2 protein-coding genes are annotated in these 997 nt (G+C 75.8%); both read left to right on the top strand.

Features of this window, described 5'->3' with window-relative positions:
* A partial coding sequence (locus tag ACLWS4_RS37155; RefSeq protein WP_416876443.1) for a hypothetical protein occupies positions 1-610 on the top strand: 610 nt, incomplete at its 5' end.
* Positions 610-951, top strand: coding sequence for a hypothetical protein (locus tag ACLWS4_RS37150; protein ID WP_416876442.1), 342 nt, complete (start codon positions 610-612; stop codon positions 949-951). The genes ACLWS4_RS37155 and ACLWS4_RS37150, both read left to right, overlap by 1 nt.
* The last annotated feature ends 46 nt before the right edge of the window (positions 952-997 follow it).

Raw genomic sequence — 997 nt, 5'->3', positions numbered from 1 at the left:
GAGGACGACGGTGGAGTTGATCGTGACAGCCGAGGACGTCGCCCGCCGCCTCGGCTACCCCACCCCCCTCGGCGACCCAGTGCGGCAGCGCATCGAGGTAGCCGTCGAGGACGCCCAGGACACCCTGATCGCGCACCTCGGCCGGCCCCTGCTGCCCGCGCAGTACACCGAGAGCGGCGTCCGCGCCGGGGCGGACGGCTGGGTGCTCCACCACGGCCCCGTCATCACGGTGATCTCCGCCGTCCTAGACACGGGCACGACGTCGGGCCCCTTCGGCACGCCGACGTACACCATCACCTACACCGCCGGCATCGACGCCCGCACGGACCCGCAGACCGCCCCGCTGCGCCTGTGGGTCCGCGCGACGGCGTGCCACCATCCGCTGCTGGCGGACGCCCCCGCGCGCCAGCGCCGAGTCGTCTCCGCCTCCGTGGAGGGCCAGTCGGTCACCTACGACACCGCGGCCGAGCCGCCGGTGATGCTCGCGCCGCCGGACCTCGCCACGACCGACCGGTGGCGGCTGCGCGGCCGCCGGGTCCACCAGGCCCCGACGAGGCCGAACCCGCCCGGGCTCACGATCCCCGGACACTTCGGCTCGGGTGCGTTCTGATGGCGGTCCTGCTGGCCGACCGGCAGCTCGGCGTCCGCACGCGCGGCGTGCCCGTCCTGGACGCGCACGGCGCTGAGGTGACCGGGCCGCTCGGCCCGCTGCGGGGACCGTGGCCCGGCCGTGCCGTGCCGCAGGCCGACGGCACGTGGCACCTGGCCCTGGACGGGCAGGCCGGCCTCCTGCTGGTCGGCGACGTCGTGGTGGAGCCGTCCACCGGCACGCAGTGGACGGTGCTGGCGGCCGACCAGTTGGCGAACACCGACGACCCGGCGCTGGCCTACGTGCGGATCAAGGGGCGCGCCCGCGTCTCGGACGGCACCCGGCCGGAAGGACACCCGTGATGGCCCACCTTGAGCTGCCCTCCGACCTTGCTCGCCGCCTGGCCCC

The sequence above is a fragment of the Kitasatospora sp. SC0581 genome (genome assembly GCF_048159585.1).
Classification (GTDB): domain Bacteria; phylum Actinomycetota; class Actinomycetes; order Streptomycetales; family Streptomycetaceae; genus Kitasatospora.
Note: the sequence above shows the minus strand (reverse complement) of the source record. Positions and strands in the feature narration are given on the sequence as shown.